Below are 14,076 nucleotides of genomic sequence, written 5' to 3' on the forward strand. Positions count from 1 at the left end.
TGGGTTATGACAAAGAACACAGAGATTTTCGTTCTGAATCAGGATGAGGTTATGGCGATTACGGGGGCGAGACATGGGGATCCACATCATATACTGGGGATGCATGCCTGCCTGGCTGATGTATATGTAAATGCATTTCTGCCGGATGCGGCAGAGGTTTATGTAGTGGATGAAAAGGATCAGACAGAATATCCGATGCACGTGGAATACGCCGATGGATTTTTTACTGTAAAGCTTGAGAATAAAAAGCCGTTTGCATATCAGTTGAAGATTGTTCGGAAGGTATGGGATGCAGACGGAGAAGAAGCAGATGAAGCGATCCTGATAAAGGATGCATACAGCTTTTCTTATTCTGCGGATCTTGAAAAAGTAATGCAGGTGGTAAACGGAGAGGATGACATCGAATCAGGCTTCCGTATCAAAGAGTTATTTGGTGCAAGAAAGATGAACTTTGATGGCACAGAGGGCGTGGCGTTCTGTATTCAGGTTCCGGGCTGCGTCAGAGCCAGTGTGGTTGGTGATTTCAATAACTGGGACGGCAGAGTGAATCCGATGCGGAAGATTGACTACACGGATTTATTTGAGCTCTTTATTCCTTATGATATTGACCGGACCAGATACAAATTTGAAGTATTATATGAAAATGGTGCAACAGACATTTTCTCAGATCCATATGCAACGGCATTTGAACCGGTTCCGGGTAATGCGTCCTTATTTACAGAGTTAACCTATGACTGGACGGATGCCGCGTATATGGCTGACCGAAAGAAGAAGGATATCAGCATGGAACCTGTGAATATTTATGAGGTCCATATGCAGACATTTAAGACAGGTAAAGATGGAGAACGGATTTCTTACCGGACATTTGCAAAAGAGATTGCGGCCTATGCAAAGAGTATGAAATATAATTATGTCGAGCTTATGCCGATCATGGAATACGCGGAGGATGATACATGGGGATATGATACAACGGGTATCTATGCGCCGACATCCAGATTTGGAACGCCTGTGGATTTTATGGAAATGGTTGATTATCTTCATGCAAAAGGCATCGGTGTGATCCTTGATATGGTATCGGTTATGGATATTGATTGCATGACTTATTGGTTGGAGATGTATCATCTGGATGGTATCCGTCTGGATAATAAAGAGTTGATCCGTTCCTTCCGTAAGGTGACAGGAGACAGATACGCAGATGTTATGGTAGATCTTACATGGAATACCACAGGGGTTGCAAAGCTTACGGAGTATATGAAGACTGCACCGGATCGCAGAGAGAATTTTGTAGACTATGTATCTGCTGTGACCGGGTTTATTTCAGAAGATGAAGAAGTGAATGCATTATCACATGATCAGGTGGCATATGGTCAGGGCAGCTTCATAGAGAAGATGCCGGGCGGCTATGAAGACAAATATGCGGATCTTCGTACATTTTATGGCTTGAATATGTTCCTCCCAGGTAAAAAACTGATGTTTATGGGACAGGAGCTTGGAATGTTTGGCGGCTTTGATGGCTATCATGTTATTGACTGGAGTGTTCTGGAGTTTGAAGCAAATAAATATCTTCAGAAGTATGTAAAGGATCTGAATGCCTTATATCTTACAGAGCCGGCATTTTATGAAGCGGACAAGCTTCCGTTTGTATTTGCGGGAGAACAGGAGCCGCATACTGTATGCTTCACAAGAACAGACAGCAGGGGTTCTGCCTGTTATGTAGTTGCTAACTTTGGAACCTCAGATCAGAAGAACTATGTATTACAGACAGGAGCTCCGGGAACTTATAAAGAGATATTCTCCAGTGATGCTGCAAAGTATGGTGGAGAGGGAAATAACAACAAACAGCAGAAGGTGACGAAGGATGGTGATATCGAGATCGTTCTTCCGGCACTTTCAATCACAGTATTGAAGAAGGTGAAATGATTAAGTGATAGGTATAGCATTGACAGAGAATCTGGCAGATACGACTGAGTCAGCATCAGAAGCGGCATCGGAGATCGTACAGGATGCAGAACAAAAAGCGGGATTGCTCAGACAGTATATGACAGATCTGCTTGACTGGTGCATGTCAAAGGTTGGTAGTCTGGTAGTGGCAGTCATTTTTATGGTGATCGGATTTCGGGTTGTGAAATGGATCATCAAGCTGATAAAGAGAACCTTTGAGCGTTCCAATATGGATGTCAGCGTTGCCGGATTTTTACTGTCTGCCATCCGTATTCTGATGAACTTTATAATATTGATAACAGCGGCATCCATTGTCGGTTTTCAGGTTACTTCATTTGTTACATTGCTTGGAACGGCGGGTGTGACGATCGGTCTTGCGCTGCAGGGCAGCCTGTCCAATCTTGCCGGTGGTGTGTTGATCCTGATATTGAAACCATTTCATGTAGGCGACTATATCATCGAGAATAATACCAAATGTGAAGGTGAGGTTGTATCGATCGATATATTCTATACAAAGCTTAAGACGATCGATAATCGTTCCGTAGTCATACCAAATGGAAGTATATCGAATACATCACTTGTGAATGTCACTTTACATGATAAGAGGCGGGCAGAGATCAAGATAGGAGTCGGTTACGATGAAGATCTGGACAAGGTAAAGCGTGTGGTACTGGATGCGGTAAAGACAGTTCCGGGATATCTGGCGGACGAAGCTGTGGATTTCTTCATTGATGAATTTGCCGACAGCAGCATTATGATATGTGTTCGATTCTATGCGAAGATCGACCGGTACTGGGATTCCGTCTGGGCAGCCAGATGGAATATCAAAAAAGCATTTGATGAAAATGATATCGTTATTCCATACAATAAACTGGATGTCAACCTCGATTCTTGCAAAAAAACAGATAATCGAGTATAATAATCGGTTGTGATATGAAAACTAGATAATTGTGTGATATTTTATCTTATTCGTGTTTAATGACTTACCAATACAGAGGCATTTGAGGTCGCCGGTCGTCACATTTCGTACTTAGTGAGTGCTTGCACGAAATTAGTACGAAAGTGCACCCTTGTGGTGTAGATGGCGCATATAAGCGTCCTCTGATTGGTAATGTCTATTGAACGCGAATATAGTAAAATATCACACAATTATCCGTACATTTAATAGATTAGGAGTGATTTAGAAATGACAAAGATTGATATTATTTCCGGTTTCTTAGGTGCCGGAAAAACAACTCTGATCAAAAAGCTGATCGAAGAAGGCTTTAAGGGCGAGAAGCTTGTGTTGATTGAGAATGAATTTGGTGAGATCGGTATCGATGGCGGATTTTTAAAGGATGCAGGAGTACAGATCACTGAGATGAATTCCGGTTGTATCTGCTGCTCTTTAGTCGGGGATTTTGGTACAGCTTTAAAGAAGGTTATTACAGAATATGCACCGGACAGAATCATCATCGAGCCATCAGGTGTCGGTAAGCTTTCAGATGTCATCAAGGCTGTGAAAGATGTCGCAGAAGAAGTAGAAGTACAGCTTGACAGCTATACAACAGTTGCAGATGTATCGAAGTGTAAGATATACATGAAGAACTTTGGTGAATTCTTCAATAATCAGATCGAGAGTGCAAATACGATCGTATTGAGCAGGACACAGACAGCTTCTCAGGATAAGATCGAGAAGGCAGTTGCCATGATTCGCGAGCACAATGCAGAAGCTACGATCATCACAACTCCATGGGATGATATTGATGGTTCCAAGATCAAAGAAGCTATGCAGAATCATAAATCTGTTAAGGATGCTTTATTTGAGGATGAAGATGAGCATGAGCATCATCACCATCATCACGCCCATGATGACGAATGTGGTTGTGGCTGTCATGACCATGATCATGAACATCATCATCACGACCATGACGATGAATGTGGCTGTGACGATCATGACCACGATCACGAACATCATCATCACGACCATGACGATGAATGCGGCTGTGGCTGTCATGATCACGAGCATGAACATCATCACGACCATGATGATGAATGCGGTTGTGGCTGTCATGACCACGATCATCACCATCACCACCATGCGGATGAAGTGTTTACGAGCTGGGGCAAGGAGACTCCGCATAAGTTTAATGAAGATAAATTAAGAGAGACTCTGGACGAGCTTGCTAACACAGAGGAATATGGTATTATCCTTCGTGCAAAGGGTATCGTTCCAAGTGATGGTACAGACTGGTTATACTTTGATCTTGTACCGGGTGAGTATGAGATCCGTAAGGGAAATCCGGATATCACAGGTAAGTTATGTGTGATCGGAAGCAAACTGGCAGAAGACAAGCTTGCAGAGCTGTTTGAGGTATAGGAGAAAATGATGGCAAGACAACAGGAAACAGAGATTCCGGTTTATGTATTTATGGGCTTCCTTGATAGTGGTAAAACTACATTTGTGAAGGAGACATTATTAGACCGGGAATTCACCGGAGGCGCCAAGACCCTGCTTCTTGTATGCGAAGACGGTGAAGAAGAATACGATGAGAAAGACCTGAAAAAGAAAAATATTTTTCTGGAATTCATAGAAGAAGATCAGTTGAACACAGAGCACCTGTTAGATCTGCAGGACAAATATCAGCCGGAGCAGGTTATGATCGAATACAATGGTATGTGGAAGCTGGATAAGATCTTTGATATCCGTGTGCCGAAGGGATGGACCGTTGTCCAGGTATTATCCTTTGTAAATGCTGAGACATATGATGTATATCAGCAGAATATGAAAGCAACTATGATGGATCAGGTTAACAGTGCGGATATGGTAGTATTTAACCGTTGTGATGAGAATTCCAAACGTGCAGAATGGCGCAGAGGGATCAAGGCAGTCAACAGACGGGCACAGATCATCTTTGAGATGAAGGATGGTTCGATCGCACCGGATGTGAATGACGAAGAAGATCTGCCATATGATGTAAAGGCTGACGTGATCGAGCTGAACGATGAGGATTTCGGTATCTGGTATGTGGATGCCTCCGATCAGCCGGATCGTTATGTTGGTAAGAAGATCCACTTCCGTGGCATGGTATTCAAGCCGAAACAGTATGGTAAGAATGCATTTGTACCGGGACGTTTTGCTATGACTTGCTGTGTAGAGGATATTACATTTGTAGGCTTCAAATGCTATTACGATGGCTCTAAGAATCTGGTTGACAGACAGTGGGTAGATGTAACAGCAACGATCAAGAAAGAATACTATCCTGATTTTGAGGGAGATGGTCCGGTTCTCTATGCAGAGAAGGTTGTGCTGACCGGTCCGCCGGAAGAAGAGGTTGTATACTTCAGTTAAAGGAATAAAGTAAAAAGAATAAAATGCATTTGACTTTTTGAGTAGATACAAGTAGTATAAATGCAGGCGTATAAAAAGCTGCCGTCAGGCAGCTTTTTATATTCAGGTCTGACTTGCTCCCGTGGAGAGACGGCAGGGATGTCGAAAGGAGCAGATGCAGATGTACAGTAAAGTAACAAGTGGTGGAGTCCTTGGCGTAGAAGGACTTCTGATCCAGGTAGAAACAGACATTAATGATGGTTTACCAATGTTTAATATGGTAGGCTTTTTGTCTGCGTGCGTAAAAGAGGCCGGAGAACGAGTGAGAACAGCCCTTAAGAATTCCGGCTTTCAGATACCTCCTAAAAGGATTACGATCAATCTATCACCGGCAGATATCCGTAAGGAAGGAACTGCCTATGATCTTCCTATTGCCATAGGAATTATGGTATCTATGGGGATTATTCCGTCTGAAAGAACAGAAAATATTTTAATCTTAGGCGAACTGGGGCTTGACGGCAGAGTAAATGCTGTGTCAGGAATACTCCCGGTTGTTCATCATGCAGTAAAACAAGGTATCACACGCTGTCTGGTTCCTGCCGATAATGCTGAAGAAGCAGCATTGATCCGCAATATGGAGGTTATACCGATTCATACTCTATGTGAAGCGGAAGCATATCTGAATGACAGGATTGCGATCGAACCGGCGTATGTGGATGTTGAAGCCCTGCTTGATCAGGAAGAAAATGATGAGACAGGAGATTTTGCGGATATTAAAGGGCAGGAGATATTAAAACGAGGAATGGAGATTGCGGCTGCCGGTATGCATAATATACTGATGACAGGCCCTGCCGGTTCAGGGAAATCCATGATCGCCAAATGTCTGCCGACCATTCTTCCCAGACTTTCGTTTGAGGAAAGTATCGAGATAACAAAGATTTACAGTGTGGCAGGTCTTTTGAAAAAGAATCAGTCGATCATTACCGGACGCCCATTTCGTTCTCCGCATCATACGGTATCGGCCATTGCTCTTGCCGGGGGTGGAACGATCCCAAAACCGGGTGAGATCAGTCTCAGTCATAATGGGGTGTTGTTCTTGGATGAATTGCCGGAATTTAACCGGAATGCTCTCGAGGTTATGCGGCAGCCGTTAGAGGATCGGGAGGTTACGATTGCAAGGATTCATGGCAAATATGTATATCCTGCGGGCTTTATGCTGGTAGCAGCCAGAAATCCATGTCCCTGTGGTATGTATCCGGATCTGAATAAATGCACCTGTTCGTACAGACAGATCCGGCAATATAATGCAAAGATCAGCAGACCGTTATTAGATCGAATCGATATCAATGTAAACGTACAAAAAGTTGCTTACGAAGACCTTCTCGGAACGAAAAAAGCAGAGACATCAGCACAAATTCGAAAGCGTGTGCTGGCTGCACAGAAGATACAAAGGGAACGCTATAGATCAGAGAGCTTTCATTTTAATTCACAGTTAGACGGCAGACGCACACAGAAGTATATCAAGTTGGGATCGACGGAAGAGGCGATGATCCGTGATGTATTTGAGGAGACAGATCTGTCGGCGAGAGGATATAACAGAGTGCTTAAGATAGCGAGAACTATCGCGGATCTTGATGGAAGTCCCGAGATCAGGGAGATACATCTGAAAGAGGCCTTGTTTTTCCGATATCAGAATCTTCTTGAGGATGGTGAGACGGGAAGAAACAGATCTTACGGAAAGGGGGCTTTCGGATATGGATCTTGACTTACTCCATTTATGGCTTGGGATGTTCCCTGATATAACGAATATGACCATGGGAAAGATCCTTGCGTATTTTGGCGGGCTGCAGGAGCTGTGGGAAGCACCTGACCGGGAGATTCAGGGAGCTTTGACAGAGATACAGGGAAGCAAGATTTTGGAACTTCGGGATGAGAAGAAGATAATAGCATATAAAAACAGACTAAAAGAGAGAAATATTACATATATATATCCCGGACACCCTTATTTTCCGGAAGAATTACTTAACATTCCGGATTGCCCAAGGCTGTTATATGCCAGAGGCAGGGTGGAAGAGCTTGCATTAAATCGTCCGGGTATTGCTGTTGTAGGAGCCAGAAAGGCTTCCGCATATGGAAAGGAGATCGCGAGGTCATTTGTTTCTAAGCTTGCGTCATATCAGACCAATATCATCAGCGGGTTGGCTGCCGGTATTGATGGAACGGCACAGCGGGCGGCGGTAGAAATAGAAAATGGATTTACCATTGCGGTACTTGGATGCGGGATCAATATCTGTTATCCGAGAGAGAATTATGATTTGTATGAATGCATTGAAAGAAGCGGTGTGATCTTGTCGGAATATGGGCTGGATGTGGAACCGGCAAAATGGCGGTTCCCACTTAGAAACAGGATCATCAGTGGCTTGGCAAAAGGGGTTCTGGTTGTGGAAGCGCAGAAAAAAAGCGGTTCACTGATAACGGCAGATCAGGCACTTGAACAGGGACGGGAAGTATATGCGGTTCCCGGACGGATCGGAGACAGGAACAGTGAAGGCTGTAATCAACTGATTCGGCAGGGGGCAATGCTTGTAACAGATGCAGCGGATATAATAGACGAACTGGGACTCTGTAAAAAAGAAGAAATTGCACAAAAGAAAGACATGGTATGCAGGGAACAGCTTGATTTACCGGAGCAGGAGATCTTTGCCTGTTTGGGTAGGGATGTTGTATATATAGAAGACATCTGTTCGCGGGTTGATCAGCCTCCGGCACTTGTTCTGAGCACTCTGTTTGACATGGAGAAAAAGGGATATATCAGGCAGCCGATGCGTTATTATTTTACTGCTGTTTTTTCATAGAACAGGAAGCTTGATGCATTTTGATAAAGAAGGTAATAAAATATTCACTTGCATGGCAGGAAAAAATGGTGTATAGTTTGTGTCGTTTAAACGAACAGGAAAGGAAAGAGTACATGGCTAAATATCTTGTTATTGTAGAGTCTCCGGCGAAAGCCAAGACGATTAAAAAGTTTTTGGGCAGTAATTATGAAGTGATTGCGTCGAATGGTCATGTGCGTGATCTGCCTAAAAGCCAGATGGGCATTGATGTTGATAATGATTTTGAACCGAAATATATAACAATCAGAGGAAAAGGAGATATACTTGCACAGCTTCGAAAAGAAGTAAAGAAAGCTGACAAAGTGTACCTCGCAACTGACCCCGATCGTGAGGGAGAAGCAATCTCCTATCATTTATCAAAAGCACTGAAACTGGATGATAAGAAGTACAAGCGGATTACCTTCAATGAAATTACGAAAAATGCAGTAAAGAATTCAATTAAGCAGGCACGCGATATCGATATGGCACTTGTGGATGCACAGCAAGCGAGACGTGTATTGGACAGACTGGTTGGTTATAAGATCAGTCCGCTTCTCTGGGCAAAGATTAAGAGAGGTTTAAGTGCCGGACGTGTACAGTCTGTAGCATTAAAGCTGATCTGTGACAGAGAAAAAGAGATCAATGAATTTATTCCAAAGGAATACTGGACACTTTCTGCTATGCTGGCACCGGAAAAGGCCAAGAAAAGCATTGAATTCAAATACATGGGAAATGGGAGCGATAAGGAAGAAATATCTTCCAGAGCGGAACTGGATCATATCATAGAAACGATCGGAAAGCAGTCTTTTAAGATCGCATCGATCAAGGACAGTGAGCGTCATAAGAAAGCGCCACTTCCATTTACAACCAGTACGTTGCAGCAGGAAGCTTCCTCCAAGTTGAACTTTGCAACATCCAAAACGATGCGTATCGCACAACAGTTATATGAAGGTGTGGAGATCAAGGGCAGAGGTTCCATCGGTCTGATCTCTTATCTGAGAACGGATTCTACCAGAATATCAGATGAAGCGGCAGCAGCAGCCAAAGATTATATCATAAAGAATTTTGGAGAAGATTATACAGCGGGAATACCTCGGGCAGACAAACCGGGTAAGAAGATCCAGGATGCGCATGAAGCAATCCGTCCGACGGATATCACACTGTCACCGGCAGCTATCAAGGATCAGTTAAGCAGAGAACAGTTCCGTCTGTATCAGCTGATCTATAACCGCTTCCTTGCAAGCCAGATGGCAGAGGCAGTATACAGCATTAAGACCGTAAAGGCAGAAGTAGCAGGCTATCGGTTCCAGACCTCAGTATCAAAGATTGCATTTGCAGGATTTACAACGGTTTATAATGTGGACAATGAGAAGAGTGAGCATATTGCCGGCATTAAGGATCTGAATGAAGGAGATCTGTTAAAATTAGAAGATTTTGACGAGAAGCAGCATTTTACACAGCCGCCGGCAAGATATACAGAAGCACTTCTGGTAAGAACCTTAGAGGAGCTTGGCATTGGAAGACCAAGTACTTATGCACCGACGATCTCAACGATATTGAATCGTCGTTATATCACAAAAGAGAATAAGAAATTATATGTAACAGAACTGGGAGAAGCCGTTAATCAGATTATGGAACAGGCATTTCCGGTTATTATCGACGTGAATTTTACAGCGAATCTGGAGTCTCTTCTCGATAAGATCGGTGAGGGTGCTATCGAATGGAAAGTTGTAGTAAGAAACTTCTATCCAGATCTCGATGCGGCGGTTAAGAAAGCCGAGAGTGAGTTGCAGTCCATTAAGATTGAGGATGAAGTAACGGATGAGGTATGTGACGAGTGCGGACGCAATATGGTCGTTAAGTATGGTCCACACGGTAAATTCCTTGCATGTCCGGGCTTTCCTGACTGTAAATTTACGAAGCCGTTCTTTGAAAAGACAGGAGTTCCTTGTCCGAAATGTGGTGGTGACATAGTAATAAAGAAGACCAGAAAGGGCAGAAGATACTATGGATGTATCAATGCTCCTGAATGTGATTTTATGTCATGGGCGAAACCATCAAGGGAAAAATGTCCGGTATGTGGCAGTTATATGGTTGAAAAGGGTAATAAGTTACTTTGTTCAGCAGAAAACTGTGGATATTCCAGAGATAATACCGAAAAGGGAAAATAGGCATAAGTGATCGGATGAAGTTGTCCGGCCTGCCATATAAAAAAAGTTGTTTTTAAATATTAAATCTCTCGTTTGACAGGAAAGGCTATTGTTATCTCATGACCATTGTGATAGAATGTCAAATAGTGTAGATTTTTTATGCAAAAACAACTTTTTTGTATTTTACATACGGAGGAACAGAAATGAGTGTTCAATTATTAGATAAAACACGAAAAATTAACAAATTATTGCACAATAACAACTCGCATAAGGTTGTTTTTAATGATATTTGTGATGTTTTAAGTGATATTTTAAAATCAAATGTACTGGTTATCAGTAAAAAAGGTAAGGTTCTGGGAATTAAGAACCGTGAAGATATACCTGAGATCCATGAGCTGATCGAGGATAAGGTTGGTCTGCTGATCGACAGTATGCTGAATGAGAGACTTCTCCTTGTATTGTCAACAAAGGAAAATGTAAATCTGACTACGCTCGGATTTGACAGTGATAACATAGAGAAATATCAGGGACTTCTACTTCCAATCGATATAGCAGGAGAACGGCTTGGAACGTTATTTCTGTATAAGCTGGATGCACAGTATGATATTGATGATATTATTCTCGGGGAATACGGAACAACGGTTGTAGGACTTGAGATGATGCGGGCTTTAAATGAAGAAAATGCAGAAGAAGATCGTAAGATCGCAATCGTGCGTTCGGCAATCAGTACTTTATCATTTTCAGAATTACAGGCGATCAAGCACATTTTTTCGGAACTGGATGGAAAAGAAGGAATTCTTGTTGCAAGTAAGGTCGCAGACCGGGTCGGAATTACCCGTTCCGTAATCGTAAATGCACTTCGAAAGTTTGAGAGTGCGGGTGTTATTGAAGCAAGATCCTCGGGCATGAAGGGAACTTACATTAAGGTTCTGAATGATGTTGTATTTGACGAATTAAAAGCCGTATAAAATTTTGCAAAGGAGAGTAAAGAAATGATATTACCAATCATAACATTATTAGTTGGCGTAGCAGTTGTAGGTGTAAGCTTTTTTATTCTGGATAGTCATGATTTTAAAGAGGAAGATGAGATATATAATGAAAGCTCAGAAGAGTTAAAACGAAAGATTACGGAATTATGTGATTCCCTTCTTGAGCAGAGCAAGACATCATTAGACGAATACAGCGAAGATGTCCGCAAGAAGACAGAAAAGGAACTGAAGGAACAGCTTGAAAAATGGGCATCCAAGTTGTCTGAAAAGGCAAAGAAAGAAATGATCGATTATATCAATCAGAGCCTTGCGGAAGCCTATGAAGAATACAATCCTGATGCAGAAGAGAAGCCTGAAACGGTCACTTATGAAGAACTCCTTGAAATGGAAGTAAAAGAAACCGAAGAAGAGATTGCAAGAGAAAAAGAGAAACAGATAGAGAAAACGATTTCTGAAGAAAAAACGGAAACAGAACATCCTGAGAAAAATGAGAAGCCGGAAGATATCGAAGAAGAGCCGGATGAGAATTCTCTTGGAGCATTAGAGGCAAGCGAGACGGAGACAGTTATTTCCGGAGATGCGGTTGCAAATGGTGATATAACCGAGACTGTACCGGAACAGGATGTTGAAGAGAACGCGGCAGAAGATGATGCGGAGGAACCAAAGGAAGAAGTAGAGGAAGCTGTTGCAGAAGAAGCTGTTGCTGAGAAAGCCGAGGAAGAAGTGGCAGAGGAGAAATCCAATGTTGTTGCTTTTAAGAAAGCAGAAGAATCTGCTGTTGAGTCAGAGACAACCGAGACCGCAGAAGAAACGACAGTCGTAGAAGCAACCGGAACCGAGCCTGTACAGAAGCCAGAACAGCCTGCAGGAGGCAACCGCTCAAGAAAGAAGAACCGCAAGAAGAGCAGAACAAACAGAAATCAGAATCGTGTACAGGAGGCAAAGAAAGAAGCTCCTGCGCCGGAAGAGATCTGGGATGATGAGAAGAATATCGATGAAGAGGTGGCAGAGCTTTACAAGCAGGGATTTGGGATCATGGAGATTGCAAATCAGCTTGGAATCGGTGTTGGTGAAACCAAGGTGATCATTAAAAATATTGAGAATCAGAAGCAGTAAATGAAATTGTTTTATACGATAGGAGAAACGGCAGTATGAAGAAAAAATATTTTTTCAGAGGATTAGGCTTTGGACTTATCATCGGTGCGCTTGTCATGATGGTTGGTATCAAGTCCGGAAGCTTTGCAGATACAAAGAAGAATGATCCGTCAAAAGAAGATGCGGTAGGAGTTGTTGCATCGGAAGAGGCTACTGAATCAGCGAAAACGACAGAGACTGCAACGGAAACGACAAAAGAGGATGCAGCTAAGGCAACGACGGAAGTGACGACAGAAGCTACAACAGAGGCGACAAAGGAAACCACAACGGAAAATACAACCAAGGCAACCACGGAAGCCACAACCGAAAGTACAACCAAGGCAACGACAGAAGCTACAACAGAGGCTACGACAGAAGCAACTACGGAGGCTACGACAGAGACAACTACAGAAGAAAAGAAAAAGGGTGGTTCGATCACGATCAGGCCGGGTATGTATGCAGAGGCAATCTCTCAGGCATTATATGATATCGGAATGGTAGACAGTGTACAGGATTTTTATGATTATCTTGTAAGCTCCGGTAATTCCATGAAACTGATGTGTGGAACTTTCACATTCAAGGGTGATGAAACCTACGATGAGATGATCACTATTATGAGAGATGGACGATAGTTATAGCATGAATTAAAACAAAATATGAGATAATGAGCATTGCGCTGGAATGTGCTCGCACATACCAGCATAATGCGAAAAAGACATGGAACTGTTAAGTGACATGAGATTATAAAAAGAAAGTGCTTGCATGCACTTTCTTTTTGTGTTATTATCGTTTTGTGTGTGGGCTTGTATATAGCAGGCTCATAAAAATAATATACATGCTGGTTGATTCCTGAAGTGGTGCCTATAGCTCGGGTGACTCGGTGAAAGAGAGATCAGCAGAAGAATATAACCATGGAGGTAGAAAAAATGAGCGTTATTTCAATGAAACAGTTATTAGAAGCAGGTGTACATTTCGGACACCAGACAAGAAGATGGAACCCTAAGATGAAGCCATACATCTACACAGAGCGTAATGGTATCTACATCATCGACCTTCAGAAGTCAGTAGGAATGGTTGACGATGCTTACAATGCAATCGGTGACTGCGTAGCAAATGGTGGAAAGATTCTTTTCGTTGGTACAAAGAAGCAGGCTCAGGACTCAATCAAGAGTGAAGCAGAGCGTTGCGGTATGTACTATGTAAACGAGAGATGGTTAGGCGGTATGCTTACAAACTTCAGCACAATCCAGACAAGAATCGCTACTCTTAAGAAGTACGAAGCTATGGAAGCTGACGGAACATTTGATGTTCTTCCTAAGAAGGAAGTAATCCAGATCAAGAAGGAGATGGAGAAGCTTCAGAAGAACCTTGGCGGTATCAAGGAAATGAAGGAAATTCCTGACATGATCTTCGTTGTAGATCCTAAGAAGGAAAGAATCTGTATCCAGGAAGCTCATTCACTTGGAATCAAGCTTGTAGGTATTGCTGATACGAACTGTGATCCGGAAGAATTAGATTATGTTATTCCTGGTAACGATGATGCTATCAGAGCTGTAAAGCTTATCGTTTCAAAGATGGCAGATGCAGTTATCGAAGCTCAGCAGGGTGCTGATGCAACAGATGCTGAAGAAGTTGCAGATGAGGAAGCAGCAGTAGAAGAGTAATATTTTAGAATATAA

The 14,076-nt window shown here is 42.7% G+C and carries 11 protein-coding genes; all 11 read left to right on the plus strand.

Annotated elements, in window-relative coordinates; all coding sequences use genetic code 11:
* Window positions 1-6: 6 nt before the first annotated feature.
* The 11 genes from LK416_03325 to rpsB all read left to right on the plus strand — a co-directional run bounded on the left by LK416_03325 (window position 7) and on the right by rpsB (window position 14,061).
* Window positions 7-1,920, plus strand: coding sequence for an alpha amylase C-terminal domain-containing protein (locus tag LK416_03325; protein ID UEA75231.1), 1,914 nt, complete (start codon window positions 7-9; stop codon window positions 1,918-1,920).
* 4 nt (window positions 1,921-1,924) lie between these two features.
* On the plus strand, window positions 1,925-2,860 hold the full coding sequence (locus LK416_03330; protein ID UEA75232.1) for a mechanosensitive ion channel family protein: 936 nt from the start codon (window positions 1,925-1,927) through the stop codon (window positions 2,858-2,860).
* A 267-nt stretch (window positions 2,861-3,127) separates the two neighbouring features.
* Window positions 3,128-4,300 carry a GTP-binding protein gene (locus LK416_03335; protein UEA75233.1) on the plus strand — a complete coding sequence of 391 codons (1,173 nt, stop codon included), beginning with the start codon at window positions 3,128-3,130 and terminating at the stop codon, window positions 4,298-4,300.
* A gap of 9 nt (window positions 4,301-4,309) precedes the next feature.
* Window positions 4,310-5,272, plus strand: a complete 963-nt coding sequence (locus LK416_03340) for a GTPase (GenBank protein UEA75234.1) — start codon at window positions 4,310-4,312, stop codon at window positions 5,270-5,272.
* A 160-nt stretch (window positions 5,273-5,432) separates the two neighbouring features.
* Window positions 5,433-7,016: a YifB family Mg chelatase-like AAA ATPase gene (locus tag LK416_03345; GenBank protein ID UEA75235.1), complete on the plus strand. Its 1,584-nt coding sequence runs from the start codon at window positions 5,433-5,435 to the stop codon at window positions 7,014-7,016.
* Window positions 7,006-8,106, plus strand: a complete 1,101-nt coding sequence (gene dprA, locus LK416_03350; GenBank protein ID UEA75236.1) for a DNA-processing protein DprA — start codon at window positions 7,006-7,008, stop codon at window positions 8,104-8,106. The genes LK416_03345 and dprA overlap by 11 nt, the downstream gene beginning before the upstream one ends.
* Window positions 8,107-8,219: 113 nt before the next feature.
* Window positions 8,220-10,295, plus strand: coding sequence for a type I DNA topoisomerase (topA, locus tag LK416_03355; protein ID UEA75237.1), 2,076 nt, complete (start codon window positions 8,220-8,222; stop codon window positions 10,293-10,295).
* A 182-nt stretch (window positions 10,296-10,477) separates the two neighbouring features.
* Entirely contained in the window at window positions 10,478-11,242 is a 765-nt protein-coding gene (gene codY, locus LK416_03360) for a GTP-sensing pleiotropic transcriptional regulator CodY (GenBank protein UEA75238.1), read from the plus strand.
* Window positions 11,243-11,266: 24 nt separating this feature from the next.
* Window positions 11,267-12,379, plus strand: coding sequence for a hypothetical protein (locus LK416_03365; protein ID UEA75239.1), 1,113 nt, complete (start codon window positions 11,267-11,269; stop codon window positions 12,377-12,379).
* 35 nt (window positions 12,380-12,414) lie between these two features.
* Window positions 12,415-13,029 carry a hypothetical protein gene (locus tag LK416_03370; GenBank protein ID UEA75240.1) on the plus strand — a complete coding sequence of 205 codons (615 nt, stop codon included), beginning with the start codon at window positions 12,415-12,417 and terminating at the stop codon, window positions 13,027-13,029.
* Between the two features lie 294 nt (window positions 13,030-13,323).
* The gene (gene rpsB, locus LK416_03375) at window positions 13,324-14,061 is read left to right on the plus strand and encodes a 30S ribosomal protein S2 (GenBank protein ID UEA75241.1); all 738 of its coding nucleotides are present in this window, start codon (window positions 13,324-13,326) and stop codon (window positions 14,059-14,061) included.
* Window positions 14,062-14,076 lie beyond the last annotated feature (15 nt).

The organism is Lachnospiraceae bacterium GAM79 (assembly GCA_020735665.1).
Lineage (GTDB): Bacteria > Bacillota > Clostridia > Lachnospirales > Lachnospiraceae > Coprococcus.

What these genes read in the sequence shown, in the direction of transcription:
- LK416_03325 (UEA75231.1), top strand. Translation starts at nt 7, where the DNA reads ATGACAAAGAACACAGAGATTTTCGTTCTGAATCAGGATGAGGTTATG.
- LK416_03335 (UEA75233.1), top strand. Translation starts at nt 3,128, where the DNA reads ATGACAAAGATTGATATTATTTCCGGTTTCTTAGGTGCCGGAAAAACA.
- LK416_03340 (UEA75234.1), top strand. Translation starts at nt 4,310, where the DNA reads ATGGCAAGACAACAGGAAACAGAGATTCCGGTTTATGTATTTATGGGC.
- LK416_03345 (UEA75235.1), top strand. Translation starts at nt 5,433, where the DNA reads ATGTACAGTAAAGTAACAAGTGGTGGAGTCCTTGGCGTAGAAGGACTT.
- dprA (UEA75236.1), top strand. Translation starts at nt 7,006, where the DNA reads ATGGATCTTGACTTACTCCATTTATGGCTTGGGATGTTCCCTGATATA.
- topA (UEA75237.1), top strand. Translation starts at nt 8,220, where the DNA reads ATGGCTAAATATCTTGTTATTGTAGAGTCTCCGGCGAAAGCCAAGACG.
- codY (UEA75238.1), top strand. Translation starts at nt 10,478, where the DNA reads ATGAGTGTTCAATTATTAGATAAAACACGAAAAATTAACAAATTATTG.
- LK416_03365 (UEA75239.1), top strand. Translation starts at nt 11,267, where the DNA reads ATGATATTACCAATCATAACATTATTAGTTGGCGTAGCAGTTGTAGGT.
- LK416_03370 (UEA75240.1), top strand. Translation starts at nt 12,415, where the DNA reads ATGAAGAAAAAATATTTTTTCAGAGGATTAGGCTTTGGACTTATCATC.
- rpsB (UEA75241.1), top strand. Translation starts at nt 13,324, where the DNA reads ATGAGCGTTATTTCAATGAAACAGTTATTAGAAGCAGGTGTACATTTC.